This window comes from Chitinophaga silvisoli, assembly GCF_003412465.1.
GTDB classification, from domain to species: Bacteria; Bacteroidota; Bacteroidia; order Chitinophagales; family Chitinophagaceae; genus Chitinophaga; species Chitinophaga silvisoli.
Genome location: NZ_QTJV01000006.1, coordinates 163,151 through 187,896, shown reverse-complemented (window position 1 = coordinate 187,896; position 24,746 = coordinate 163,151). Strand labels below are relative to the sequence as shown.

Below are 24,746 nucleotides of genomic sequence, written 5' to 3'. Positions count from 1 at the left end.
TTATCATGAAGAAGATCGTCTTACTATCTATACTTTTTCTCACTGCCAGCAGTTGTAACAAGGAGTTGGGTAAACTGCCTGATAATGCAAAGGTAGAAGGGAATACCATCCTGGATCAGCGTACCTCGGAGATTGCACTCAATGGAGTGTACTATCGTTTTGCAAATGTAAATGCAGGTACCAATACGACGGAATGGCGTGATCACCAGGTGTTGCCAGGTATGTGTGCAGGGTACCTGGGATATGGTTATGGTGCGGATGGGGCCGAAGAAAATAATTATTCCAGTTCGAATTACGTGGCAATGCCCTGGTCCCAGATGTATGACCTGATCAATGCTGCCAACGGGGTCATAGAAGGTGTGTCTGCCCTGTCGGATAAAGCGTTTACTGGCAACCGCAAACAGGAGATCCTGGCAGAAGCGCGTTTCCTGCGTGCCTACGGGCATTTTAAATTGTTAAGCCTGTACGGTGAGTGGTACGATAGGAGTAGTACGTATGGTGCCTTGTTGCGTACTGAATTTGTAACCACCAGCAATGTGCAGAAAGCCCGCAGTACTGTGCAGGAGAGTTATGACCAGATCCTGGAGGATATTGATTATGCGGTGGCCAATGCAGCGGATCAGACAAAAAATTACTATGCTGATAAATGGGCGGCAATGGCATTGAAGCTTCGGATCCTCATGAGCTATGGGGATTATGCCAATGCAGCCACGCTTGCAAATGATATTATTACCGGGAGTCCTTACCAGCTGGAGGCCAATGTGAAGGACATCTTTTATTCGAAAGGACTTGCCAGCCAGGAAGTGATATTAGGTATTCAGCCGCAGCAAAACCAGGCGGCTTACTATTATAACCTGAGTTCACAGTATTATCCGGGTGCTTCCGGTTTGTATGTGGCCAAACAGGCACTGAAAGATTTACTGGCAGGGGATCCCCGCCAGAGCTGGCTCATAGGCAGTCAGAATAATTATGTGCCGGGTACTTATTATTTCCTGAAATACATTGCTGAGGGCACGAAGGCCACTACGACCTCAGAGACCGCGTATGCATTCCGGCTGACAGAGGTATACCTGCTGGGAGCAGAAGCGATCCTTCGTTCCGGTGGTGACAGGCAGGCGGCTGTTACGCTGGTGAAGACGGTGATGCAGCATGCGGGTGTAACTGATTATTCAGCAATTGACAGTGCTGTCAGCACCGATGACCTGTTACTGCAGGTATACTATGAAATTGCTAAATGTCTGACGGGTGAAGACGGGCAGGAATGGATGGCATTGCTTCGGCTGCCATTTGCAACCGTGCAGCAGTTAAGGCCCCTCATCAAAGATAAGCTGCAATATACCATGCCTGTGCCGCATGATGAATTTTTACAAAATCCCACATTCGGAGATCAGAATAAAGGCTATCAAAAGTAATCACAACAAAATACCAGTAAATGAAAAAACGAATCGTGTTAATTCCTGCGCTACTGTTGGCATCCACCCTGATGGCCCAAAAACCGTATACATTGCAGGGGAAGATCAGCGGACTGGGTGACCGCTATGTATACATGAGTTATTCCACCGGTAAGAAATACCGTACAGATAGTACCCGTGCTCAGGGAGGTATCTTCACATTTAAAGGCAGCCTGCAATCACCCACCAAGGCTGCGCTTTATGTAGATAAGGGGGCCAGGATGGATGGTGCTGAGGGGATAGCATCCTTCTTTATAGAGCCTGCAAATATGAAACTGTCGGGTGAGCTGGCGCATTTGAAGGCTGCGAAGCTCACTGGTTCTGCCTCACAAAAAGAACAGGAGATCCTGGACGCAGCTTATGCGCCTGTGCTGGAAAAACTGAAGCCTTTATCTGCACTTTATGAAAAGAAGAATAACGAGTATATAGCTTTGCGCAAGGCCCAAAAAACGGATGAAGAACTGGCTTCGCTCAAAGATTCGCTGACTGCTATCAAGGACAAGATGGAACCTTTTTATGAGGAGCTTGAAAAACAGGATTACGCATTTGCAGATGCGCATCCGGGTTCTTATGTGACCGCTTATATACTACGTTACAGGGTAGGGAATATGCCCCTGGCACTGGGAGAGCAATATTATGCGAAGATGCCGGCTTCATTGCAGCAGAGTGAGAATGGAAAAGAAATCAGGAGTGAACTGGATCAACTGAAAATGGGATCTCCGGGAAGTAAGGCGCATGGGTTTACGAAAACTGATATCAATGATCAACCATTGAGCCTGTCTGATTTCAAGGGGAAATATGTGTTGCTGGATTTCTGGGCGAGTTGGTGTGTACCATGTCGTAAGGGGAATCCACATTTAAAGTCTTTGTATGCCCTTTATAAAGAAAAGGGGCTGGAGATCATCGGCATCTCTGATGACGACAGGAATGCAGCGGCCTGGAAGAAGGCGGTAGACAAAGATGGAATCGGGATCTGGAAGCATGTACTGCGTGGCCTGGATATGGACCTGCGCATGGCGAATAAACCGAATCCTGAAGACATTAGTGAATACTATGGTATTCAGTCACTGCCTACCAAGATCCTGATTGATCCGAATGGTGTGATCATTGGGCGCTATGGTGGTGGCGGAGAAAATGATGAGGCGATGGATAAAGAACTTTCTAAAATATTTAACTGATATGAGACTTATTTGCATTTTGCTTTTTATGCTGGTGTCGGTGCCAGCGTTTTCGAATACAGATTCCAGTCTGCACATTGGAGACCCGGCACCTGCATTGCATGTTAAATTTGTGAAGGGAAAACCGATCTCCCGGTTTCAGAAAGGGAAGGTCTATGTGCTGGAGTTCTGGGCTACCTGGTGTGGGCCTTGTAAAAAAGCGATGCCGCATGTATCTGAGATTTCCAGGAAGTTTTCCGGGAAGGTAGAGGTGATCGGGGTCAGTGTATGGGAGCGGGATAAAAAGGATCAGGACATCAATATGCAGGTGACGAAGTTCGTAAAATCGAATGATTCGATCATGGATTTCAATGTGGCGATGGAAGATGGGGACCTGATGGCAAAGAACTGGCTGACTCCTGCAGGTGTGATGGGGATTCCCGCCACGATGATCATTGATGCTTTAGGGCAGGTAGCATGGATTGGTGCGCCATGGGATGTGGAGATGCCCCTGGCGGAATTACTGCAGGGCAGGTATGATATGAAGAAATATGCTTTGCAATATAAGGAGGAGCAGGAGAAGAATATGCAGATGATGGCAGATTATAAGCAGGCAATGCCGATGGCAGATAGCATTAAAAAGCTGGTGGATGCCAGTAGTTATAGCGAGGCGATGAAGGTCTATGATGCTGCGCTGGCATTGAATCCAAGGTTGAAGCAGTACCTGTTTGGCAATTACATGATCGCACTGGCTGTAACTGCGCCGGATAAGGGATTGGAATTGCTGGCGGGTATGAATGATACCAATTTGATGCAGTCTGCCGCGGCTGCATTGGCAATGAGAAAGGGGCTGGTGCCAGGGTATTATAAATGGAGTTTGTCTGTGTTAAGTCCGCTGGAGAAAGAAGTGGGCGCATGGCCACTTTTGGCGGGTGCCAGTTTTAACCTGGGAGATGCGGACAAGGCGGTGTTTTACCAGCAGCAATTTGTAGATTTTCTGACAGCGGCAACGAACAGGGGGCCTGCGGGGTATTATGAAGGGGAACAGCAGAAGTTGAAGGAGTATAAGGAGGAATCCCGGCATTAACACGGTACAATTAGTTACCTTTATTCCGTGAATAAGCCAATCAGAATAGCATTACATACAAATGAACTCGACACTTTTGGTGTGGATGTACTCCCCATGAAAAAGATCGATGAAAGTTTGCATGAGGCACATCGTGATGATCACTATATGCTGATCATCCAGCAAAAGGGGACGACGGAGTTAGAGATCGATTATACTGCTATGCGTATTAAAGGAGCTTCACTTTGCTTTGTAACGCCTGGCCAGGTACACCGTTATTTTAAAAGGACGAATCTTTCGGGATGGTATGTGTTTATTGACACCAGTCTTGTGCCGGATCAATACAGGGAAATTTTTGAAACTTACCAGCACTTCAGGCAGGTGGTTGATATTGATAAGGATGATATGTTATTTGCCGGTACATTACTTTTAGCACAGTTATTGAACCAGGAATCGCATGCACTTACAAGGTCAATTGTGGCGAGTCAGGTTCATGCCCTGCTGGGTATGGCGGCTGCCCGTATTCTTCAGTCTTCTCTGGCAGCACATCCTGTCAATGGCCAGCCTTATAACATTGCGAAGCAGTTTAAGCAACTTATCCGGGCAAATTTTAAAACAATCAAACAGGTACAGCATTATGCTTCGGCACTAAATATCACACCGCTCTACCTGAACGAGGTAATCCGGGAGATCACCGGCTTCACTGCCAGTTCCTGGATCCAGCAGGAAGTCCTGATAGAAGCGCAGCGTATGCTGGTTTATACTGCACTGGATGTAAAACAGATTGCCTGGGAACTGGGATATGAAGATCATACTTACTTCTCCCGGTTTTTCAAAAAGCACACGGGTATGACTGCACTTGAATTCAGGATTAAAAACCATGATATGTCCAATCATCCCCATTGATTGGCCTCCCGGGAAGAACCTGCTCCCTGCTAATTTTGCCTGCAGTTAAAAAACAAATTTATAATGCAGGAACAAAAAGGAGTTATGGTGCTGATCTTCCCGGTTATACTGGCAGTGTTCAGCACTTTTCTTACGATGGGGATCGGGTTTGGTGTATTGCCCCAATTAGTACATGGACAATTGGGTTATGGCGATATTATGGTCGGCATTGTACTCGGTGCAGAAGACATTACAGCCCTTTTAAGCCGCTCAATGGCCGGCAGAAACACTGACCTTAAAGGGGCAAAATCAAGCGTAAATAAGGGGATTTACTGGACCTTTCTGGCAGGTATATTATATATCTGTGCGGGTCTTACTACCAATTTACCTTTCATTGCTTTCATTCAATTACTCATTGCACGGGTCTTTCATGGTATGGGTGAAAGTTACCTGATCACGGGGGCGCTTACCTGGGGTGTAGGACTTACAGGTGTGGCAAATACCGGCAAAGTAATGGCCTGGGTGGGGATTAGTATTTATGGCGGGATTGGTTTAGGGGCGCCATTAGGTGAATTGCTGAGCAGTCACTGGGGTGTATTGATGGCATTTGGAGGCATCATCCTGTTCCCGCTGATGGGAAGTCTGCCGATGTTTAATCTGCCGCCCATTGCCGCACATGCAGCAAAAAAGGAAGGCTCTTTCTTCGATGTGCTCAGGGCAATCTGGCAACAGGGCACTGCACTGGCATTGTCGGCTGTGGGCTATGGATGCACGGCATCGTTTATCACCTTATTCTTCCTTGCCATGCACTGGGGAGCAGCGTCGCTGGCATATACTGTATTTGCTGCAGGGTTTATACTGGCACGTTTATTTTTCGCGTCATTCCCGGATAAATATGGAGGGCGTTTGGTAGGCATTTGTTCTCTTGTCATTGAGGTTGGCGGACAGTTGATCTTATGGATGGCGGTCAATAAGGCGATGGCATTGGCAGGTGTTGCCCTGTCGGGTATCGGCTTCTCATTGATGTTCCCGGCAATGGGGGTAGAGGCGGTGAAGAAAGTAAAACCTGAGATGCGGGGGAGTGCTATGGGGGCCTTCACAGCTTTTTCAGATGTGGCATTGGGGCTGACAGGTCCTGCTGCGGGTTTAATAGCAAGTTTGCTGGGGTATCATGCCATCTTTTTATTTGGTGCTATCTGTAGCGTGGTCGCTTGTATATTGATTGTTCGTAAGCAAATTGCTTTGTCTGCTATGTAAAAAATAACGGCACCAGTGCCGTTATTTTTTTGCCCGTTCTCCTGACAGCAATTCCAGGAGAGCTTCTAAAGCATGTGGTCCATACATGATTTCATTGCCATCCAGGGCTTCCTGAGCAAGTAGCCTGCCTCTTGCCCGCATATGTTTTTCAAATGCAGCGATAGCGGATTGCAGATCCGGATATTCGCCATTGCACAGGTAGTGACTTAAATCAAGTGCATCCAGCATGGCTGTATTTACGCCTTCACCGGATGGTGGCATCAGGTGAGCGGCATCACCTATGAGGGTAATATTTGCCTGTGCTTCCCAGGACTGATCCAGGGGGAAGTAATTTAATGGTCTGATGATAAGCTTATCAGTGGCTTTAAAAAGTGTCAGGAAGGTAGGATGCCATCCCTTGTAGAATTCAAGGAGGAAGTCATATATTTCTTCATTGGCGGTAAAATCCTCTCCCCAGTTTTCCGGGTACTTTGCTGAAGCATAGAAGGTAAGGCCACCATCACCACGGGGTTGAGCAGAAATGCTTTTCTCCTCACCCAATACGGCGAGATTTCCGTTGGCCATTAGGGTATGCATCTCCGGACAAGCTGTTGCCGGATGATCGATTTCGCCCTGGATGATCGTCACGCCGGAATAGATGGTAGTAATATCTGTAACATAAGGACGGATTTTGGAACGGGCACCATCCGCACCGATTACAAGATCTGCCCTGGCGCTGCTGCCGTTTTTAAAGTTTAATAGCCAGCCTTCACCTTCCCTGGACATTGATACAAACTGGCTATCCCAAACTATCGTATCGGGTTTGAGTGCATCCAGCAAGATATTTCTTAAAGCGCCTCTATCGATTTCCGGTCTGAAGTACACATCCCCGAAGGTGCCGGTAGCTGCCTTGTTATGTTCATCCAGGCGGATGGTACCATCTTTTTCAAACACCCGGTACCTGTCAGCTCCTACTATATAATTTGCTTTAAAAGCGTCCATCAGATCTGCCTGTTCGATCACTTTCAGGCCTGATTCAAAATGCAGATCCACGATAGCGCCCTGTACACGTGATGCGCTGCTGGCATCCCTTTCATATACTTTTACGTCCGCACCCCGCATTTGCAATAACCTGGCAAGTGTTAAGCCACCCGGACCGCCGCCTATAATCGCAATCTTTTTTCCTGAAATTAAGTTTTTCATTTACCTGCAATAATTTTAGGCAAAGTAACGCCGAACAGGTAGCGCAAAAAAGGGCGATGCGAAGTAGGTATAGGACTATTCGCGGTTTTTATTCCTGAAGGCCAACGGGGTCATGCCTGCCACCCGGGAAAAAAGGCGGATGAAATAGGAGTGATCGTCGTACCCCAGTTCATGGGCGATCTCTTTTACTGATTTGTTGGAATGATAAAGGAGCCGTTCTGCTTCTAAAATTATACGTTGCTGGATCTGGTAAGATACGGAGCGACCGGTCGTATGTTTTACACATTCATTCAGATAGGGGGTGGAGATATTGAGTCCTTTTGCGTATTCTTTTGGCGATTTGATCCTTGTAAAATTTTCTTCCAGTGCGGATTTGAAAGCTTTGGCGATGATGTCGTAGCGGGTGGATGTATCTGTGGGGTTGCTTTGTGCAAGGTATTGTGACAAGATAGCTGCTATAAAAGTATGGCAGCTATCTTTTAACAGGGAGGCCCGTAGTTTGCTTTCCTTGTTGTTGAAGATTTTGATGCAGATGGAAGCAATATCGTTCAGGAGAGCAAAGGTTTTTTTATCTAATAGCAGGGGTTTAACCGGCGAGAGTTCTTCCAGCATTTTCAGGTATTCCGGTTTCAGGCTTTTGTTGTCTATGATCAGGCTGTAGAAGTCGGCATCTTTGAATGCTACGACACGGTGCACCTGGCTGGGATGCATATAGGCGGCGGCGTGTGATTTAATTATATTCATTTGGAAATCCACTTCCATGACGGTGGTGCCGGCAATCTGGAGGGTGAACAAATGCCAGTTATCCCGGTGCGCCTGTTGTACTTCTTTTACCAGTCCTTTCAGGGATTTGATGCTAGTCCTGAAAAAGAGGATACCTACATCCAGATCAGGGGGCAGGGTGATGATAGGAATGGGTGTATTTTTCTTCGGCATGAATTGGCGTATTAATAATAAGGGACAATTAGTAAATACTACTCAGTCTTTCCAGGTCTTCGTTCCTAATATCCCCCGGGTGTATTATTTTGCTTTAAATTTCAAGATAAAATATTAAAAAATGCTGAGAAAGTTTAAGATAGTGCTGTCCCTGCTGGTTTTTATGGGTATGGCCGTACATGCACAACAGTATAGCGGGAAGCTGAAGATTGAGAAGCTGGCAGATACGAGTTTGAATTCAATCGGGCAAAAGATTGCTTATCCTCAGTTTAAGGACCCGAAGGTGACGATGTGTAAGATTACATTTCCTCCGGGGGAGACCACGGGTTGGCATAAGCACCTGATTCCTGTGTTTTCATATGTGTTGCAGGGAACACTGACGGTGGAGGTAGAGGGAAAGGGGACCAGGGAGTATAAGGAAGGGAGTAGTTTAGTGGAGTCTTATGATACGTATCACAGGGGAATTAATAAGGGGAAACAGGATGTAGTGTTGTTCGTGGTGTATCTTGGCGGGGATGGGCAGAGTCTGGCGATAAAGAAGTAGCAAATTAATTTTTCTGCCCCTCATCTCGCTTTTCCTTAATATATTGCCGCCTGATTCTTGTAACTTGTCCGTGAAGAGGCTAAATTTGCACCGGAATTGAACAAGATATATCTAATACTGATATCAAATTATGATCATAGAACCAAAAATGCGTGGCTTTATTTGCCTGACAGCTCATCCTGCTGGTTGTGCTGAGAACGTAAGAAGACAAATAAGCTATGTTGAATCGCAAAAACTTCCTAACGGACCCAAAAAAGTACTGGTAATCGGCGCTTCCACCGGTTTCGGTCTCTCCTCCAGAATTACTGCTGCATTTGGCGGTGGAGCTGCCACTATCGGCGTATTCTTCGAAAAAGAACCCCAGGAAGGCAAAACTGCCTCTGCAGGTTATTATAACACAGTCGCTTTCCACGAGGAAGCCAACCGTGCTGGCTTATATGCTAAAAGTATCAATGGCGATGCTTTCTCAAAGGAAGTGAAGCAGGAAACCATCGACCTGATTAAGCAGGAGCTGGGTACTGTAGACCTGGTTATTTACAGCCTTGCGTCTCCGGTACGTAAGCATCCGGAAACAGGTGTTTTGCATCGTTCTGTATTGAAACCTATCGATCAAAGTTATCAGAATAAAACTGTCGATTTCCATACCGGCGTTGTGACAAACGTGTCTATCGAGCCAGCTGCGGGTGATGATATTTCCAATACCATCGCTGTAATGGGTGGGGAAGACTGGCAGCTGTGGTTAGAAGCATTGCAGGGTGCCGGTGTACTGGCTCCTAATGTGAAAACCGTTGCTTACTCTTATATCGGGCCTGAGCTGACCAACCCGGTTTACCGTCATGGTACCATTGGCAGGGCGAAAGATCACCTGGAAGCGACTGCTGCAAAGATCACTGAGCAGCTGAAGGAGCTGAATGGTAGTGCTTATGTATCTGTGAACAAGGCGCTGGTTACCCAGTCCAGTTCTGCAATACCTGTAGTGCCACTGTACATTTCCCTGCTATATAAGGTGATGAAGGAGAAAAACATCCATGAAGGTACGATTGAGCAGATGTCCCGTTTGTTCCATGATCATCTGTATGCGGCGCAGCCGGCAGCAAAGGATGAGCAGGGGCGTATCCGTATAGACGACTGGGAACTGCGTGAGGATGTGCAGGCGGAAATTGCTGAGTTGTGGAAAGGTGTGACTACCGAGACCATTGCGGAGATCGGTGACCTGAAAGGATATAAGGAAGATTTCCTGAATCTGTTTGGGTTTAGCGTACCTGGGGTGGATTATACGAAGGAAGTGGATGAGATGGCGACTATAAAATAGAGAATCTCTAAATAATAAAAAGGGCCTGGTAATCATGAATTATCAGGCCCTTTTTATATAATTATATTTATAGGCGGCTATAAATCACCTTATTTTCTTTATAGGGATCTGCTCTTGAAATTTGTGTAAAACAATTTGCAATATGGAGATCTTAAAGCAGGTACAGGAAGCCCTGGACTTTATACATGCGGTGGATGTGTCGCACATTGAGGATAAATATCTGGCGAGGAGGGTGTTTTATGATAGCCTGGTGCCGCTGGCGGGTGAAGAAGAAGCAGTGTGGTTGGTGGAGGACAGGGTGACCGATACGCAGGTAAAGGTAAGGATTTACAGGCCGGTGGCAGAAGGCGTGTTGCCGGTGCTGGTATTTTTTCATGGGGGAGGATTTAATTCAGGAGGATTATTATCGCATGACCGGCCTTTGCGACAGCTGGCTAATTTATCGGGGGCGGTGGTCGTTGCGGTGGATTATAGGCTGGCACCGGAGTATCCCTTTCCCTGTGGCTTGAATGATTGTGTGGCGGCGACGAGGTGGGTGATGCGGAATGGCGGATTGCTGGGGATTGATCCGGGTCGCGTTGGGGTAGCGGGAGATAGTGCGGGAGGGACTTTGGCGGCGGGGGTAACTGGGAGAGTAGAGGGCTTGCGGTGCCAGGTGTTGATTTACCCGGCGATTGATCCGGCGCAGGATACGGAGTCGTGGAGGAAATTTGCGGAGGGACCGGTGATAACGAGCGAGAAGATGCGGAAGATATGGGAGGATTATGCAGGGGGGAAGAGGGAAGCGGCACCGGTGAATGAGGTGGAGTTGGTGGGGAGGCCGGATGCGTTTGTGGTGCTGGGTGAGTATGATCCGCTGGTGGATGAGGGGAGGGAGTATGCGCGGAGGTTGAGGGAGGCGTATGTGGAGGTGACGGAGAAGGTGTATGCGGGGATGATACATGGTTTTTTCCAGATGGGTGGGGTGATTGATGAGGGAAGGGAGGTGATTGAGAATGTGGCGGGGTATGTACGGTATAAGTTGTTTTTTTAGAATGAGGTTGTAGGTGGGGATGGATTATTTTTAAAGGCCAGCATGCCGATTACTCCCTCTCTTGTCTGGCGGGTGGGGATTACGCGAAAATCTCATAGGATTAAAAGCTGTCGGATGACAGATTCGAATTCGGGACGGGAGATTGATTCTATTTTATTATTGTTTTTGTAGATGTTGAGGTCCATACTTCCATATAGATTGAATTTATGTTTCATTATCTTTTGCCTTCGAAGCGCCAACATAACATTCCTGCAATAAAAAGGGATCACCTTCCAGTGATCCCTCTATATCCACTATAAAACAAAAACCGCCTTCCCAACAATCCCTCCCCGCTTCACCTCATCATACCCCACTTTATAATCCGTCCACTCATTCCGCTTCCCAATCACCACCTTCAGCCCACTTCCCGCCAGCCTTTCCAGCCCCTTCGCCGAATTTTTCAAAAACAACAATTTATACTTCCCTCCACTCAACAAACTCCCCACCATCTCCTTCAATCCCGGTGATGTATTCACAAACACACCCTTCTTTTTCAGCAATTTCTTCCCTGCCGCATACCCCATCTTTCCAGCCAAATCCACCACCACATCATACCTCTTCCTACCCTGCAACACATCTTCCTTCCTATAGTCCACCACCACATCACTCCCCAGCCCCTTCACCATCTCCACTCCACTAGCACCCACTACCGCCGTCACCAGAGCACCCCTCCGCTTCGCCAGCTGGATCACAAACGGCCCCAGCCCTCCTCCCGCACCATTCACCAACACCTCCATCCCTGCCTTCACCTTCCCCAACTCCTCTACGATCTGCCACGCAGCACCACCAGCCACCGGCAAACACGCTGCTTCTTCAAATGATATTCCTGCCGGTTTCAAGGCAATATCAGCCGCCTTTACAGCCACATATTCCGCCATCGCCCCTCCTTTGAATATAGATGCCACCCCAAACACTTCATCGCCTTCCTGATACCCCGCACCTCCTTTAATCACTATCCCTGAGAAGTCTATCCCAACCTCCTTCGGAAACTTCTTTCCACTCATCAGTTTTAACTCGCCCTGCCACAATTTCCAATCCAATGGATTCACCGAGACAGCCTTTACATTTACTACAATCTCTCCCTCCGGCATCGCTGCCTCTACCATCTCCAATACTTCTGTGCCGCCAAAACGGCTATAGATTAACTTTCTCATAAGCTTGCATAATCCGTGTAACCCTCCGGACCAGGTGTATAAAGTGTATTATAATCAGGTTGATTCAACTCAGCGTTTTCTGCAATTCTTCTGTCCAGGTCCGGGTTTGCCAAAAAAGCCCGTCCAAAAGCTACCAGGTCAGCAAAACCTTCATTCAGCGCAGCTTCCGCAGTTTCTGGTGTAAGTCCGTTACAAAGGATAATCGTACCGGCGAAACCACTTCTGATGGCATCTAATGTCTGCTGTGGAATAATAGCTGATATGCCTAGATGTAGATAAGCGATGTTCAGTTTATTCAGTTCCGTTGCCAGTAGCGCATAGGTAGCGCTTACTTCCTGCTCATCGTATGCGGGCAGATCGCCCAGGGTAGAGAAAGGAGAGAAACGAATGCCTACTTTTTCTGCGCCAATAGCGGCTGCCATTTCCTGTAAGATCCTGATTGCCAGCCTGGCCCTGTTTTCTACACTACCGCCCCATTCATCCGTACGGTTGTTGACGTGTGGATTCAGGAACTGTTCTACCAGGTAGCCGTTGGCTCCATGGAGTTCTACGCCGTCAAAGCCCGCTTCTATGGCGTTTTGCGCGGCAGTTACAAATTCCGCTATGAGTGATGGGATTTCTTGCCCGCTGAGCATTTCAGGCGTAGGATAGGGCTGTAGCCCCAGGCTATCTGTCCATATTTCACCTGCAGCTTTTATGGTAGAGGGGCCTACCAGACGTGCGCCTGCAGGCAGGTTTGCCGGATGGCCAATACGCCCTGTATGCATCAGTTGCAGGAAAATCCGGCTTCCGCCTGCATGTACTGCGGCAGTAATTTCCTTCCACGCCATGGTCTGTTCTTTGGAAAAAATACCCGGGATCCTGGAATAGCCCAGTGCATTGGGTGATGGGGCAGTACCTTCTGTTATAATTAAACCCGCGCCGTTTCTCTGCGCATAATAGGTAGCCATCAGTGAATTGGGTAAATTATTGATAGCCCGGCTACGGGTCATTGGTGCCATGACCAGGTGATTTTTCAATTGTAAAGCGCCTTTCTCATAAGGCATCAGCAATTTGTTCATGTTGTTGTCGTTTTGATGACAATACAAAATTGCTTCAAGGGGCAGGTTTAAAATAGTTCCTTATGGCAGAAAAATAGTCTTATCCGCCGCTTGCATATTTTTTAGGCTTCATACCATGGTATTTTTCAAAGAGACGGCCAAAGTGGCTAAGGTTGGCAAAGCCCAGCTGATAGCCGGTCCCGGATACTGACAAGCCGCCATGTTTCAGTAAAAATGCGGCTTCCTCCATCCTCGCCTGCTGGTAATAATTATAAATGGTGTCGCCAAATACCTGTTTAAACAGGTCCTTCATCTTGGTTTCACCGAAGCCCGCCATTTTTGCCAGTTCAGGTAAACTGGGGGGCACAGCCAGGTCAGCGAGAATAGCTGTTCTGATCATTGATAGTTTTTCTGCATCTTCTTTATGGATTACACTATGACTAACGGCTTCACGTTTTTGGAGTTTTTCAAATACGAGGTACAATAGTTCCTGTACTTTCAGCCGGTGGTAAAAATTGCCGAGGTCATTGTCTTCGCGGGCATCCGTTACCTGTTTAAGCAGTTTATGTATTTCTACCGTCATGCTTTCATAATATAGAAATCCCGGTGCTGCGTTTAAAATTGTCTGTACAACATCATTGGGGTTTTTAATACCGAGTAGTTCTTTCAGGGTATCTTTCATAATGCCGACCACCAGGAAATAGATATCTGTGTTTGCCGGAAAGCGGATCTGGGAGTTGAGGTCAGTTGAAGCTATCTGGATGGCGTAGGCACTGCTGCGGGAGAGGGGATTGGCAGTACCTCCCGTATGTACGCTTGCACCGTCTTCATTACTGTGAAAGATAACGCTCACAAGGTCGTTGGGCGCGTCATTGCCGATTCGGTTCAGAATGAAATCCTGTTTGAGCTGATAATGATGTACAATGAGTTTCAGCCCGGGAGATAAGGCAATCCTGCGAATGCTGCCGGTGCCCATGATTGGAGGCAGGTTCAGTCTGTCGCCTTCGAGCGGCACGTTGAACTTTTGAGCGAAATGCGTGAGGAAGTCAAACTTCGGGTTTGGTACGAATTCAAAATACATGCGTAAATATAATCATTCCTTTTTCCTCAATTCAAACCGGCGGATTAAATCCGCATTGCCTTTCAATTGTGTTGTCTGTTTGAAGCCCGGTATAATGAATGAATTTATTGAAGACTTGCCAATATTTCTCAATTAAAGATAGCTACAAATGGGGGCGTTCATAAAATAATTCAGCCCGCCAGAAGACGGGCCGGTATCAATTGTTTATTGTTATAAAACTTCGCTAGTAATTATTATCTGGTGCTAAAGTATTGCTGAATTCTGTGGAAATCCTGAATTTTTACAAAATCCCCCTCAACCACGCCTCATTTTTCAACTTCCCTTCCGATAATTGCTGTACACAATAGGAGGTATAAAACTGGTGCTGCTGCATAAATTTCAAACTCAATGCCGCTTTATTTTCAAAAGTCTTTCCTCTTCGTGCCTCCAGTTCCTGCCACACGTTTTTATCTTCCTCCGGAAAATCCTCCGTTCCCAGGTGCCAGGTGTCTGCATCACAAATGATCTTCTCCAGGATATTCATGGGGTGCACCGGCATTTTGGTGGCCATGATATACTGTTGGATTTCATTTAAGTAAAGCGGAGGAATGGAATCCTGCAGGAACTTCGTCATCAGCTCCACACTTCGCTCTTCATGGCTTTCCATGTCGCCGAATAAGTGTCCAGTATCATGAAACCATGCAGCTGTCATTAGCGTAAAATGATTGTGGTTTGCCAGCTGGAAGTAACCCGATAAAGCAGCAGTATGCTTTACCACCTTTTCGGTATGTGAAAGATTGTGGTAGTACAAAATAGGGTTCGGGTGAAGCGCGAATAGGTTTCGGACGTACGATTCTATTTTCAATAGCAATGTTGCATCTGGCATCTTATGGATTTTCGAGGTGAGTGCTGTGTTTACCCCATTTGTACTGGTGTGTCCAGTAGGCTACTTTCATGGAAAGGATGCCTATCCCGGCTCCAAGCAGTACATCAGATATGTAGTGGCGGTTGTTCGCCATGCGCAGCATCCCTACACTGCTGGCCAGTCCATAAGCCGCATATGGCATCCAGGGCAACCTGTCTTTGTACTCTTCACTAAGCAGGGTAGCAGCGGCAAATGCCTGTGCAGTATGTCCGGAAGGAAAGGAATTGTAGGTAGAGCCATCAGGTCTGAGCTGGTGGGTATATTTCTTCAGGATCGATACGCTACCCATCATCAGCAGTTCCCCTTTCACTAAGATGGCCGATCGGTTCAGCAGATCAGTTTTCGATTTCACGCCTGCCGCATCCAGTCCATAAGCAATGGCGAGGGGGGCAAACTGCAGGTAATTATCAATGCTGGTATGAAACCGGGGCATATGTTCTTCCCTTTCTTCGGCGACTTCTTTTTTGAAAGATTCCCGGCCATTGCCATTGGCAGCAATACCCAGCACGGCCAGCGTGAGCGGCAGACTGAGTTGGCGGACGGTGAAGGAAGGATAAGGACGAACGAAAATGCTATCCCGGGTCTGCGCATGCCCTAATGATATAATGGAGGTACAGAAAAGAAACAGGAACCACTTTTTCATATGATGCTTGGTTATACCACAATATTGCATCTTAATTTGGTAGAAATTCTGGATTGGGTTTCCTGTATTTCTGCAAGACCGGCTGATCGCCTACAGGGTACGAAATAAACAAAATCAGGATAGTAGGGCCTTTTGTGGTAGGTCTGGCAGCTTCCTTGCCAGGAAATACATTTTCGGCAGCTGCATATAGAAATGTTAAAGTTTATGAACCGGCATCGTGAAGCTTCTTTTGCCCGCCTCAGGGGACGGAAGGCCGGAACAAGCACTTGAATCATCACAGCAAAAACGTTTTAAACAGGATTAACACAGCTGTATTATAAAGGAAAGGTAACCATAACGGAATGCTGCTTTTTACCGCAGACATTCCTTAGGTATTTACATATCGTCCAGGTGACAGAATATTGTATGGCAACAGCTTAGCCAAGCTTTGCCGACATACTATACCGCTTTGGCTTCACGCCAATCACTTCTTCAAAAACCTTCGAGAAATGGCCCAGGTTGGAAAATCCAAGTTGGTAGCCTACTTCCGAAACTGAAAGCCTTTCTTCTTTCAGCAACCGGGCAGCTTCCTGCATTCTGAAATTCTGGAAATACTGGTAGATGCTCCTGCCGAATACCTGGTTAAATAAACGTTTTAGTTTAGTTTCGCTCATGCCGGAGAATTCAGATAGTGTTGCAACGGAAGGTGCCTCTTCCAAATTTTGCAGCAGCCGTTCTTTTACCTGATACAGTGCCTTGATATCAGCAATATTCAACCCGTGAACTTTCTTCTCGTCCCGGCTTACAAGCGCAATCAATAACTGGCAAATAAGTTCCTGCGTTTTTAGTTTATAATAAAAATCATGAAGAATTACCGGTACATTGGCGGTCATGATATCGTCAACAACTTTCAGCAGCGGGGCAACCACGAACTCCTCAAACAACAGCGGTTGCTTATTATCCAGGATGGTGTTCACCAGGGGATGATCAATGCGTTTCCCGATCAGTTCACGCAGGTAACCGGCATCAATTACAATGGCAATAGAATTCTGAACCGTGTTTTTGGGCACAAAAAGTTCGGCATTCAATCCCTGGGTGGTAATTTGTACCGATGGTTGTAATTTGATGCCGGAAGGCGTTTTGGATGAATTAATGATATGCTGAAAATTAAATATGAGCATATTGGACGGCTGGTTTCTGCGGCTGATAGCAAAGTCCTGGTGCAGCTCGTAGTTCCGTATCATCATCCGCAGGCGTTCATCGAAATTAAAGCCTTGTAAAAAGCCCCTTCCGAACTCTTTCGGCACTTCCACTCTTCCATTTTTTACCGTGCTCCCTATCTTTTCGGCAAAAGCTGCCAGCATCCCTAATCCGTCTTTCGACTTAAGTTCAATTTTCATAATGACCGTTTTCGAGTATTATTAGGTCAAATAACGCTATTTTAACTGATTTTACGGGGATAATTTTGTCTCATAATAAGAATGAGATGATAGCTCAATTGAAAAATGCCAGTAAAATCTACGACTCTCCCACAGGAAAAATGACCGTTTTGGATGACTGCACCCTCGAAATTAACCTGGGGGAACTGTTATTGATCATCGGTCCGTCTGGTTCCGGTAAAACCACATTGCTTTCTTTATTAGGTTGCCTCATCAATCCCACAGAAGGCATTTTAGAAATAGACGGAAAGAAAACCAACACATTATCTGCGACAGAAATGGCGGCTATCCGCTTAAAAACCATTGGATTTGTTTTTCAGCAATTCAATCTGTTGGCACCATTAACGGCAGAAGGCAACATCGCATTTCCTCTGAAAATGCTTGGCTTAAAAACTCCAGAAATTAAAAAGCGGACAAGCGAGGCCCTTTCGAAAGTGAATATGCAGGATCACCGCAAAAAACTTCCGAAGCAACTATCGGGCGGGCAACAGCAGCGTATTGCCATTGCAAGGGCATTGGTTACCGATCCTAAAATTATCCTCTGCGACGAGCCTACTGCTTCGTTGGACAAGGATAGCATTTTCATTGTAATGGAGGAGCTGAAGCAGCTTGCTAAAAGCGGTAAAGCGGTGGCGGTGGTAACCCACGACCCCAGACTGGCATCTTATGCTGACCGGGCAATTGAAATAAATAACGGCAAAATATCGGTAGTGAAGGCTTCCGATGTAATGAAACATTAGTACACTTAAAATTCTAAGCAATGAAAACTAAAATGACAATATCCTTTTCAGGAATATTGATGATGCTGGCGTTAATTTCCTGTTCCAGCGAAAATAAAAAAAACGAAACCGTAAGTAAACCCGACTCAGCTTCTATAAAGGCAGATATGAACACAGTTGTCGGGGTAGCCCGGGTAGAGCCGGAAAATGGCTTGCTGAATATCTATGCTAACGCCAACGGGCGCATTTCTAAAATTGTCGCCTCAGAAAACCAACCGGTAAGTAAAGGAAGCGACCTGGCTTTGCTGGACAACCAGACAGACAACGCATTACTTGCCATCGAACAAAACAAAGCTCCGGCACAAAACGCAGCCATTCTGTCGGCACAGCAAAATGCCAATGCCATACTTAGCGACCTTCAAAAAGCACAAAAAGACCAGGCATTAAACGAGCAATTATTCAGTGCCAAAGCGATCACGGAACAGGCCCTGAACGACAGCAAATCTAAAGTGACCCGGTTGCAATACGATTATCAGAAACTGGTAGCAGACATCGCTGAGCAAAAAAGCAAGAAGCAGGAAATTGATGCCAATGTAAAATACAGGAAAGCCATTTTATGCGACAGGCAAATAAAATCAGCCTTTCCAGGAACGGTGCTGCAATGGGATGTACACGAAGGTGATTATGTAACAACCGGGCAAAAGCTGGGGCAATTTGCACCGGATGGCCCGCTCATCGCGGTAACCGAAGTGGATGAACTTTTTTCAGATAAGGTAGGCAAGGGGATGAGGGCAGAAATTTATTCCCAGATGAACGGGCAAAAAATAGGTAGCGGGACCGTGGTTTTCATTGCTGAGTTTCTGAAAAAAAAATCACTCTTCTCTGATGAGAACACTGTAGAAGACAGGCGCGTAAGAGTAGTGAAAGTGCGGCTCAACCCCGTTGCAAAAGTCAATATCAATAACAAAGTGGATTGTAAAATCTACCTTAAATAAACGACTATGTGGAACACGGCATTGCGTTTTATGACGTACGATAAGGCCAAGCTAATTGGTATTTTGTGTGGTATCGTTATTTCCATTTTCCTGATCGGGGCACAGCTTGGCATCCTGAATAATATCCTCGATATGAGCCTTGGCATTGTAAAGGGAAACAAGCAATTCATCTATGTCGTCGATAAAAAAAGCACTTCTTCCACCTCGCTGGTGAATGTAGATAAACGCGTGGGTAACGAACTGCAATCTATACCCGGAGTAGCCAGGGTTTTCCCTGTAGTGGTAGCTGGTGGAACTACCAAAACCAAATCAGGCGGTACGGCTATGGCACAAATCATCGGTGTTCAGTATCCCGCTATGGCAGGAGCTCCCGAATTTTACACGCATGAAACCGTTTTAAGCAATCTTCAGAATGAGGGTGCTGTCATAATTGATGCAGGAGATGTGGAAAATATGGAAAATATCCAAATGGGCGAGCATTTCACACTTAACGATAAACGGGTTTTCGTGAGCGGAATGTCTGTAAATAATGCCGGATTGGGTCAATTCAATATCATCACCACAATTGATCGGGCACGTCAACTTACCGGATTCAGTGCTAATAGCGTGAGCGCTTTTTTGATTAAAAGTTCGTCGACAGACACAACAGTGATGAACCATGTGGTGAAAGAGATTAACAAGACCATCACTTCGGTAAAAGCCTATACGGGTGAAGAGTTTTCGGAAGTTTCCATCGAATATGTAAAAACCTCAAGTGGTATTGTAGCTAATTTCTACCTGTTGATAGGATTCTCCCTGCTTACCGGAATTATCATTGTAGGACTAACGATGTTCTCCTCTGTGAACGACCATATCCGCGACTATGGAACCATCAAAGCCATTGGCGGCAGCAACTTCCTTATTGCAAAACTCATTCTCAGGCAGTCCCTGATCTATGCCGTAATGGGCTTCGTTGCCTCTTTAGGTTTGCTTTACGGCCTGCAGATGGCAATGGCAGCCGTTAATCAGGTTATTATCTATTCACCCGCATTGCTGATGGGACTTTTTCTCGTTACGTTAGCCATCAGTCTCATCGGCAATATTTTCTCAATGCGGAAGATTTTTAAACTGGAACCGGTCCAAATATTCAGAATGTAAACCGGGATTGGTGAATTTATCAAATAATTATCCGAAATGAAAGAACGAATCACTATACTAATGGGAATGCTGATAGCAGCAGCTTCGCATTCACAGACTTTGCCACCAAAGCAATTGTCCCTGGCGCAAGCCATGCAGACAGCCATTGAAAGACGTTATGATGTAAAAGCAAATAAACTGGATGTAGAAATTGCAGCGGCTAAAATATCCCAATCAAAAAACCAATGGCTGCCTGCAATTAAAGCAGATGGAGAAGTGCGCTACAATGCACAGTTACAAACGATGATCCTGGATGGTTTTGGCACCGAAGGCGGTAAACAAAAGATTGAAGTAGGTACCACTAATTTCACGACGCTTAGTATGGACCTTTCTCAAAACATCTACAAACCAGGATTAAAAGCGGATATCAATATTGCCAAAGCAGAAAGAAAAGCAGAACAGGAAAAGACAGCGGAAAAGGAAAACACCATCAGGATGCAGGTTGCGGAAGCCTATCTGAACGTAATATTAAAACAGAAGCAATTACAGCTGGCTAAGGAAAACACCCGGCGTTATAAGGAATACCTGGATGTGTCTTCTGAAAGAAAGCGCCTGGGAACCATTCTGGAAACCGATTTAATGAAAGCACAGACGGACCTTGAAAATGCCAGTCTGACAGAAAAAGAAAGCGCCCAGAATTATGACCTGGCAATGGAAGCACTAAAGTATCAGATGAACGTCAATGACGATATGCCATTGTCATTGACCGACTCACTTCAAACTTTAATCACCACAAATCAACTCTCAGATTACAATGCTGATATGCAGGAACGGCCGGAGTTAAAGCAGCTTAAATTCTTAAAGGAAGCGAACGACCTGAAAATTAAAAAAGAAAATTATAAATGGGCACCGACCTTATCGTTAACCGGCAATTATACCACGCTTTACCAGGCAGCAGATTTTAAATATATCGCCTCCATGTGGACCCCTTACAACTATATCGGGATTAAAGCCAGCTTGCCTGTTACTGAACTATGGACACGCAGTGCTAATAAAAAAGAATTCCGCCTCAACGCCTCCCAGCTTCAAATGCAGTATCAGCAAAAGCAACAGGATTTAAATTACGAAATAACAAAGAACAAAACTGAGTTATGGAACACCACTGGTAATATTCAGTCGGCTGAAAACAGTTTAACCTTGTCACGGACCCTGCGTCAAAACCAGTTCAACAACTACAAACTGGGAACCGTTACCTATAGCTCTATTCTCGATGCGGAAGCCACTGTCAATACAGCTGAGCAAAACTATGTAAAAGCGGTGTACAACTATCTCATGGCTTACTATAATTTCAAAAAACTAAACGGTTTTGAGTCGTCAAAATAACGATAGCTTCTTTGCATTGAGACAAAAATATTCTAACAAAAACACAGGTAACCTATGAAGGAAAATATTCGATTGTGGAGCATTTTAGCCGTGGTATTGGTTGCAGACATGCTCGATATGTTAGATTCAACTATCACGAATGTAGCAGCTCCAATGATTTCCAAAGCACTAGGCGGAGGTCAGGAGCTGATGCAATGGCTAGGTGCAGGATATGCCCTGACCATGGGTGTGCTGCTGGTGATAGGTGGAAGGCTGGGTGATAAATATGGCCGGCGCAGACTATTCCTCATCGGTATGGGAGGTTTTACGCTGGCATCTTTGGCCTGTGGACTCGCTGTAAGTCCCCAAATGATAATTATTGCCAGGTTGGTTCAGGGAGCTTTTGGCGCATTGCTTATTCCGCAGGGCATGGCCATTATGGCGGCACACTTTCCCAGGGAAATGATGACCAGGGCGTTTTCGGTATTTGGCCCGGTGCTGAGCATCGCCACTATTTGCGGACCGATTTTCGCAGGGTTTCTTATTCATGCAGATCTTTTTAACAGTGGTTGGCGTGCTATCTTTCTCATTAACCTTGTGATAGGCACATTGGGTTTTATAGCAGCATATAAAATGCTTCCAAAAGACAGTGGACAAAAAGATGTGTCTATAGACGGCATTGGCTCTGTTTTGCTTGGCGCAATGATGCTTTCTTTATTGTATGGCATCATCGAAGGTTCGGCTAACAACTGGCAACAGCGTTCCGTCTTCATCATCTTATTAGGGGTCGTGTTAGCCGCCTTTTTTATCTGGCGGCAAGCCAAAGCGGACAACCCCATCATCGAGCCGACATTGTTCAGGAACAGGGGATTTTGTGCCGGACTATTACTGGGATTTTTCTTCTTTGGCGTTGTTGCTGGTCTTACCTATCTCATTTCTCTTTTTCTTCAGTTAGGATTAGGAGCTACGCCGTTTGGTGCATCCATCCAGATGGTTCCGCTATCAATTGGGATCATTATCTCCTCCATTCTAACGCCGCCACTGATCGAAAGGATCGGACGGAATATTGTTGGAATCGGTTTAATCATTATCCTGGTTGGCCTGGGCATCATGTTTTATCAATTAACCCTTACTGTCAGCAATCCATGGGCATTTGCACCGGCGATCTTTCTTATGGGCAGCGGCATGGGTTTTTGTTTCGGCACCCTGTTCGACTTTACTATTGGAGATATCAACCCTGAAGAAGCAGGTAGTGCCAGTGGTTCTTTAAGTGCGGTCCAACAGCTTTCCAGCAGTATTGGCGCAGCATCCATCACCTCCGTATTCTTTATTGCGCAAAGGTATGGTTCGATTAATTTTTCAATGGAGCGTAGCTTCATTGTGATTGTAGTGGCAATTGTGTTGTGTCTTTTATTGGTGCGCTTGTTGCCCGTAAAAACGGGAAATGTGAAGCATTAAATTAATTGTCTTAAATGGATAGACAGGTAAAAGGCCCGTAACATGTAAAACTAAAAAGGGGAGACATCATTTTTTAAGGTTTGTGTACTTAACATAAATATTATAAAATTATTTCCTGTTTCGGGCCGCGTGCCGGGAAGAGGAAATAATTTCATAATAAAAAAAACACTTTTGCTTTTTCGAAAAAAGTCTATATTTGACAGCGTTAACTAGAAAGTAACCATTTTTGTAATCCAGTAAATAATATGCACCCTATTGTCTCCGCGCAATTAATTCAGAATCCATGGACATGAACTTTCATTGATATTTGTAACCTTTCCATCAAGGCATTTCCACACCAGGTTGGATAGGTTGTAAATTTTATATTGGGGACCAATGTCGGGATGTTACACTATAGTCTCCAATTAGCATTAAGACTGTTTTATAAACCTCAAAGTAGCGACCTATGCCGGTAGACGCATTAAACCTGGCCATTGTAGACGAGCTTGCTTTTTTCAGGAAAGGTGTGAAGGAATACTTGTCAGAGCAGATCTCTATTAATGTAATTTTTCAGGCCTCGGACTTATCTGATGTATTATATCATCTGGAACATGCCAAAGTTGATATTCTATTGGTGGATGTTTTTTCTTCCCGTTCTGGTAATAGTGATGTACTGAAAATGATTCATGAAAAACACCCTACAATTAAAATACTGATACTTTCCTCCTGCACAGATCCACAACTGATCAGTAATCTCATGGATTACGATATTCACGGGTATATTTCAAAAATGGATGAACCTGAGGAGTTATTACACGCCATTATGGCCGTATCAAAAAATAAAATATATCCGAATAAATTATTTACGGAGGCACTTTATTGGAACAGGCAGAAGAATATTATATATGATCAGGGGAAAAGTGATGTGCTTTTAAATGAAAGAGAACAAAAAATACTAAAATTCATTTGGGAGGAAAAGAGCAATAAAGAGATTGCAGATTCTTTTTTTCTGAGCATCAGATCTATTGAGAAGATCAGGCAGGATATGAAAGAGAAGTTAGGGGTTAAGTCCACAGTTGGACTTTTAAAATATGGTATTGTGCAAAAGATAATTGATACAAATACTATTATTTGAAAGCAAAGACACAAAATAATCAATAATATATAGTATACGGGTTCTACCAAAAACCACTTCCACCAAAACGTAGATCATGCCCTTAAGAAAGGCAGCTGGTCTGAGGGGAAAGCTATGCGTTTTAAGTAACATCCATTGGTAAATATTGAGTAAAAACCGCAATGAAATTTAGGGATACTACTAAAGTGAGTCTTGGTAATTTGGACTAATTTGATTGCGGAAAAAATACTCACCATTTTTTTCCGTTTACCCATCCACGCTATATGTGTGGAATCGCTACTTACTATCCGTTCTGATTTCTTTTTTCCGCAGTAATGACCCTTTACTGTAGCGATAGCTTTGATCGTTCCAATAAAAATTAGGTATGAATACGTTTAATGCCGGTTGGTATTTAATATACACCAAGCCACGTCACGAAAGAAAGGTGAGTGCCAATTTAACTGAGCAAAATATCCATAGTTTTTTACCCATTACCCGCAAAGTAAAAAGCTACAGGGATCGTAAAAAGTACATTGAAACACCCCTTTTCCCCTCTTACATTTTTATTTATCTGAGCAGTATGCAGCACTATTATGCAGGCATGGAATCCGGCGGTTTCCTGTATTATGTAAAAACAGGGAAAGGTATTGCCAGGGTGAGTGATGATGTGGTAAACAATATCAGACTGGCCACAACATTTGCGAAAGATGTGGAGGTGACAAACAATCATTTTCAACCCGGTCAGCAACTGATCATTTCACAGGGGGCACTTGCTGGTTTATCCTGCGAAGTCGTAAAGATGAATGATAAAGAGAAATTGCTCGTAAGGGTGGGACTCTTACAGCGCAACATACTGTTAACCTTGTCTTCAGAATATTTTCTAACTGCATAAATAAGTCCT

The 24,746-nt window shown here is 45.3% G+C and carries 23 protein-coding genes; 15 read left to right on the top strand and 8 right to left on the bottom strand.

The features are described from left to right. Positions 1-5 precede the first annotated feature (5 nt). The 5 genes from DXN04_RS16350 to DXN04_RS16330 all read left to right on the top strand — a co-directional run bounded on the left by DXN04_RS16350 (position 6) and on the right by DXN04_RS16330 (position 5,816). Entirely contained in the window at positions 6-1,412 is a 1,407-nt protein-coding gene (locus DXN04_RS16350) for a RagB/SusD family nutrient uptake outer membrane protein (RefSeq protein ID WP_116854458.1), read from the top strand. Positions 1,413-1,432: 20 nt separating this feature from the next. Further along, the gene (locus tag DXN04_RS16345) at positions 1,433-2,629 is read left to right on the top strand and encodes a TlpA disulfide reductase family protein (RefSeq protein WP_116854457.1); all 1,197 of its coding nucleotides are present in this window, start codon (positions 1,433-1,435) and stop codon (positions 2,627-2,629) included. Position 2,630: 1 nt separating this feature from the next. Further along, on the top strand, positions 2,631-3,695 hold the full coding sequence (locus DXN04_RS16340) for a TlpA family protein disulfide reductase (protein WP_158569049.1): 1,065 nt from the start codon (positions 2,631-2,633) through the stop codon (positions 3,693-3,695). 27 nt (positions 3,696-3,722) lie between these two features. Then, on the top strand, positions 3,723-4,580 hold the full coding sequence (locus DXN04_RS16335; protein ID WP_116854455.1) for an AraC family transcriptional regulator: 858 nt from the start codon (positions 3,723-3,725) through the stop codon (positions 4,578-4,580). 63 nt (positions 4,581-4,643) lie between these two features. Beyond that, positions 4,644-5,816: an MFS transporter gene (locus tag DXN04_RS16330; RefSeq protein WP_116854454.1), complete on the top strand. Its 1,173-nt coding sequence runs from the start codon at positions 4,644-4,646 to the stop codon at positions 5,814-5,816. Between the two features lie 21 nt (positions 5,817-5,837). Here DXN04_RS16330 and DXN04_RS16325 read toward each other — a convergent pair whose 3' ends face one another. Further along, complete coding sequence (locus tag DXN04_RS16325; RefSeq protein ID WP_116854453.1) at positions 5,838-6,998, bottom strand: FAD-dependent oxidoreductase; 1,161 nt, start codon at positions 6,996-6,998, stop codon at positions 5,838-5,840. Between the two features lie 75 nt (positions 6,999-7,073). Next, a complete protein-coding gene (locus DXN04_RS16320) occupies positions 7,074-7,934 on the bottom strand; it encodes a helix-turn-helix domain-containing protein (protein WP_116854452.1) in 861 nt (286 codons plus the stop codon). Positions 7,935-8,055: 121 nt separating this feature from the next. Between DXN04_RS16320 and DXN04_RS16315 the strand changes: the two genes are divergently transcribed. The 3 genes from DXN04_RS16315 (at position 8,056) to DXN04_RS16305 (ending at position 10,823) form a co-directional block, all read left to right on the top strand. Then, positions 8,056-8,478, top strand: coding sequence for a cupin domain-containing protein (locus tag DXN04_RS16315; RefSeq protein ID WP_116854451.1), 423 nt, complete (start codon positions 8,056-8,058; stop codon positions 8,476-8,478). A gap of 130 nt (positions 8,479-8,608) precedes the next feature. Beyond that, complete coding sequence (fabV, locus tag DXN04_RS16310) at positions 8,609-9,790, top strand: enoyl-ACP reductase FabV (RefSeq protein ID WP_116854450.1); 1,182 nt, start codon at positions 8,609-8,611, stop codon at positions 9,788-9,790. 142 nt (positions 9,791-9,932) lie between these two features. After that, a complete protein-coding gene (locus tag DXN04_RS16305; RefSeq protein WP_116854449.1) occupies positions 9,933-10,823 on the top strand; it encodes an alpha/beta hydrolase in 891 nt (296 codons plus the stop codon). Positions 10,824-11,116: 293 nt separating this feature from the next. Here DXN04_RS16305 and DXN04_RS16300 read toward each other — a convergent pair whose 3' ends face one another. The 6 genes from DXN04_RS16300 to DXN04_RS16275 form a co-directional block, all read right to left on the bottom strand. Beyond that, positions 11,117-12,016, bottom strand: coding sequence for an NAD(P)-dependent alcohol dehydrogenase (locus tag DXN04_RS16300; RefSeq protein ID WP_116854448.1), 900 nt, complete (start codon positions 12,014-12,016; stop codon positions 11,117-11,119). Further along, entirely contained in the window at positions 12,013-13,077 is a 1,065-nt protein-coding gene (locus DXN04_RS16295; RefSeq protein WP_116854447.1) for an alkene reductase, read from the bottom strand. Before DXN04_RS16295 ends, DXN04_RS16300 begins: the two co-directional genes overlap by 4 nt. Positions 13,078-13,156: 79 nt before the next feature. Next, positions 13,157-14,137: a helix-turn-helix transcriptional regulator gene (locus DXN04_RS16290; RefSeq protein ID WP_116854446.1), complete on the bottom strand. Its 981-nt coding sequence runs from the start codon at positions 14,135-14,137 to the stop codon at positions 13,157-13,159. Positions 14,138-14,417: 280 nt separating this feature from the next. Next, positions 14,418-15,002: an HD domain-containing protein gene (locus tag DXN04_RS16285; protein ID WP_158569048.1), complete on the bottom strand. Its 585-nt coding sequence runs from the start codon at positions 15,000-15,002 to the stop codon at positions 14,418-14,420. A gap of 1 nt (position 15,003) precedes the next feature. Then, a complete protein-coding gene (locus tag DXN04_RS16280; protein WP_199415063.1) occupies positions 15,004-15,684 on the bottom strand; it encodes a phosphatase PAP2 family protein in 681 nt (226 codons plus the stop codon). A 416-nt stretch (positions 15,685-16,100) separates the two neighbouring features. Beyond that, entirely contained in the window at positions 16,101-17,063 is a 963-nt protein-coding gene (locus tag DXN04_RS16275) for a helix-turn-helix domain-containing protein (protein WP_116854443.1), read from the bottom strand. Positions 17,064-17,149: 86 nt separating this feature from the next. On the opposite strand from DXN04_RS16275, the gene DXN04_RS16270 reads away from it, so the two are divergent. The 7 genes from DXN04_RS16270 to DXN04_RS16240 all read left to right on the top strand — a co-directional run bounded on the left by DXN04_RS16270 (position 17,150) and on the right by DXN04_RS16240 (position 24,737). Then, positions 17,150-17,842: an ABC transporter ATP-binding protein gene (locus DXN04_RS16270; protein WP_116854442.1), complete on the top strand. Its 693-nt coding sequence runs from the start codon at positions 17,150-17,152 to the stop codon at positions 17,840-17,842. 146 nt (positions 17,843-17,988) lie between these two features. Next, a complete protein-coding gene (locus DXN04_RS16265; RefSeq protein ID WP_158569047.1) occupies positions 17,989-18,816 on the top strand; it encodes an HlyD family secretion protein in 828 nt (275 codons plus the stop codon). Between the two features lie 6 nt (positions 18,817-18,822). After that, complete coding sequence (locus tag DXN04_RS16260; protein WP_116854440.1) at positions 18,823-19,953, top strand: ABC transporter permease; 1,131 nt, start codon at positions 18,823-18,825, stop codon at positions 19,951-19,953. Positions 19,954-19,989: 36 nt separating this feature from the next. Then, positions 19,990-21,315, top strand: coding sequence for a TolC family protein (locus tag DXN04_RS16255; protein WP_116854439.1), 1,326 nt, complete (start codon positions 19,990-19,992; stop codon positions 21,313-21,315). Between the two features lie 54 nt (positions 21,316-21,369). After that, entirely contained in the window at positions 21,370-22,752 is a 1,383-nt protein-coding gene (locus DXN04_RS16250) for a DHA2 family efflux MFS transporter permease subunit (protein ID WP_116854438.1), read from the top strand. A gap of 445 nt (positions 22,753-23,197) precedes the next feature. After that, on the top strand, positions 23,198-23,866 hold the full coding sequence (locus DXN04_RS16245) for a response regulator transcription factor (RefSeq protein WP_116854437.1): 669 nt from the start codon (positions 23,198-23,200) through the stop codon (positions 23,864-23,866). A 364-nt stretch (positions 23,867-24,230) separates the two neighbouring features. After that, on the top strand, positions 24,231-24,737 hold the full coding sequence (locus DXN04_RS16240) for a UpxY family transcription antiterminator (RefSeq protein ID WP_116854436.1): 507 nt from the start codon (positions 24,231-24,233) through the stop codon (positions 24,735-24,737). Positions 24,738-24,746: the final 9 nt, after the last annotated feature.

Bases quoted from the DNA above. Each gene is read 5' to 3' on its own strand.
- fabV (WP_116854450.1), top strand. From the start codon at position 8,609: ATGATCATAGAACCAAAAATGCGTGGCTTTATTTGCCTGACAGCTCAT.
- DXN04_RS16345 (WP_116854457.1), top strand. From the start codon at position 1,433: ATGAAAAAACGAATCGTGTTAATTCCTGCGCTACTGTTGGCATCCACC.
- DXN04_RS16275 (WP_116854443.1), bottom strand. From the start codon at position 17,063: ATGAAAATTGAACTTAAGTCGAAAGACGGATTAGGGATGCTGGCAGCT.
- DXN04_RS16300 (WP_116854448.1), bottom strand. From the start codon at position 12,016: ATGAGAAAGTTAATCTATAGCCGTTTTGGCGGCACAGAAGTATTGGAG.
- DXN04_RS16240 (WP_116854436.1), top strand. From the start codon at position 24,231: ATGAATACGTTTAATGCCGGTTGGTATTTAATATACACCAAGCCACGT.
- DXN04_RS16250 (WP_116854438.1), top strand. From the start codon at position 21,370: ATGAAGGAAAATATTCGATTGTGGAGCATTTTAGCCGTGGTATTGGTT.
- DXN04_RS16305 (WP_116854449.1), top strand. From the start codon at position 9,933: ATGGAGATCTTAAAGCAGGTACAGGAAGCCCTGGACTTTATACATGCG.
- DXN04_RS16350 (WP_116854458.1), top strand. From the start codon at position 6: ATGAAGAAGATCGTCTTACTATCTATACTTTTTCTCACTGCCAGCAGT.
- DXN04_RS16260 (WP_116854440.1), top strand. From the start codon at position 18,823: ATGTGGAACACGGCATTGCGTTTTATGACGTACGATAAGGCCAAGCTA.
- DXN04_RS16255 (WP_116854439.1), top strand. From the start codon at position 19,990: ATGAAAGAACGAATCACTATACTAATGGGAATGCTGATAGCAGCAGCT.
- DXN04_RS16245 (WP_116854437.1), top strand. From the start codon at position 23,198: ATGCCGGTAGACGCATTAAACCTGGCCATTGTAGACGAGCTTGCTTTT.
- DXN04_RS16280 (WP_199415063.1), bottom strand. From the start codon at position 15,684: ATGAAAAAGTGGTTCCTGTTTCTTTTCTGTACCTCCATTATATCATTA.
- DXN04_RS16270 (WP_116854442.1), top strand. From the start codon at position 17,150: ATGATAGCTCAATTGAAAAATGCCAGTAAAATCTACGACTCTCCCACA.
- DXN04_RS16320 (WP_116854452.1), bottom strand. From the start codon at position 7,934: ATGCCGAAGAAAAATACACCCATTCCTATCATCACCCTGCCCCCTGAT.
- DXN04_RS16285 (WP_158569048.1), bottom strand. From the start codon at position 15,002: ATGCCAGATGCAACATTGCTATTGAAAATAGAATCGTACGTCCGAAAC.
- DXN04_RS16290 (WP_116854446.1), bottom strand. From the start codon at position 14,137: ATGTATTTTGAATTCGTACCAAACCCGAAGTTTGACTTCCTCACGCAT.
- DXN04_RS16340 (WP_158569049.1), top strand. From the start codon at position 2,631: ATGAGACTTATTTGCATTTTGCTTTTTATGCTGGTGTCGGTGCCAGCG.
- DXN04_RS16265 (WP_158569047.1), top strand. From the start codon at position 17,989: ATGAACACAGTTGTCGGGGTAGCCCGGGTAGAGCCGGAAAATGGCTTG.
- DXN04_RS16295 (WP_116854447.1), bottom strand. From the start codon at position 13,077: ATGAACAAATTGCTGATGCCTTATGAGAAAGGCGCTTTACAATTGAAA.
- DXN04_RS16330 (WP_116854454.1), top strand. From the start codon at position 4,644: ATGCAGGAACAAAAAGGAGTTATGGTGCTGATCTTCCCGGTTATACTG.
- DXN04_RS16315 (WP_116854451.1), top strand. From the start codon at position 8,056: ATGCTGAGAAAGTTTAAGATAGTGCTGTCCCTGCTGGTTTTTATGGGT.
- DXN04_RS16325 (WP_116854453.1), bottom strand. From the start codon at position 6,998: ATGAAAAACTTAATTTCAGGAAAAAAGATTGCGATTATAGGCGGCGGT.